The sequence below is a fragment of the Angustibacter aerolatus genome (assembly GCF_054776675.1).
The window spans coordinates 1-1,320 of record NZ_BAAHBM010000190.1; the positions used below are offsets into that span (position 1 = coordinate 1).

Here is a 1,320-nt window from a genome sequence, read left to right on the forward strand (position 1 = left end):
CCACCAGCAGCTGCTCGCGGACGGCGGCGACGACCAGCGCACGCTGCGGCAGCCCGGCCAGCCGCAGCCCCGCGAGGTCGAGCGCCCGCACCCGCCCGGACGACGCCGCCGACACCGCGAGCACGCAGGCGGCCAGCAGCAGCGCCACCGCACCCACCAGGCTCGCCAGCCGCAGCGCGAGGGCCGGGCCGTCGACCGCGAGCTCGGCCGCCACCGACGCCTCGCTGGTGCGGCCGACGACGACGAGGTCGCGGGCAGCCAGCCGACGCGTCAGGGCGCTCACCGCGGCGGGGTCGTCGGAGGCGACCCAGACCTGCGCACGGGTGCGGGCCCCGAGCGGGCCGTCGACCTCGCCCGCCGCCGCGAGCGGCACCAGCACGCCGGGTCCGGTGGTGCCGGGCAGCGACGGGTAGGCGACGGCGCGGCGGTACCCGGCGTCCACACCGGTCAGGTCCGGGGCGGTCACCTGCGCGTCGGGGTCGACGAGCAGGTCGGTGCTGGCCGTCGGCGCCCGCAGGTCGCCGGTCACCACCGCGGGCAGCACGACGGGCACGTCCTGGCGGTGCGCCACGAGGTCACCGCCGAGGCTGCGGCTGCGCAGCCGCAGACCGCCCGCGGGCAGCGGCGTCACGGTCGCCACCTCGAACTCGCCGGTGGCGGCCCAGCCCGACGCGGCACGCAGGTCGACCGGTGCGCCGTCCAGCCGGGCCCCCAGCACGTCGACGCGGACGTCGGCGGCGGAGGAGTCGCCGAGCGTGCGGGCGGCCCGCACCTCGCGCAGCCGGCACCCCTGCGCGCACGGCAGCTGCGCAGTGTTCACGTGGCGGCCGCGGCGCAGCACGTCGAGGGAGGCGCGCACCACCAGCCCGTCGGTGCGCACGACGTCGACCGAGAGCCGCACCGGCGCCCGCGGGCCCGGCGGCACCGGGCCGCCGTTGGCCTGCTCCTCGGCCGGCGTCAGGGCGAACGGTCGCGGCCGGTACACGGTCGTCACCTGCAGCCGGGTGCCGCGCAGCACCACGGGTGGCACGTCGGCCGGGGCCAGCGCGGTGAGCGGCGGGGCGCCGGCGCCGGGCGCGTCGGCAGAGCCCCAGAGCGCCACCCGGGGGAACGACGTCGGATCGACGGCGAGCGTGCTGGGGCCGCCGGCGAAGAGCGAGTCGGAGCGCAGCACGGGGGTCGCCAGCCGGCCGCCGGGGTCTGCGGCGCGCACCCCGGCCGCCAGCGTCGAGGCGTCGGTCTGCTGCAGCTGGAGCACGACGGGGGCGCCCACCCGCGCCCGCGCCGCCCGGGCCCGCTGGTCGGCGGCGGTGCCCGAGG

Annotated in this window: 1 pseudogene; it reads right to left on the reverse strand. The window is 80.3% G+C overall.

The features are described 5' to 3' along the window. Positions 1-1,320: pseudogene (locus ACYVI6_RS18715) on the reverse strand (hypothetical protein); the annotation flags it as partial.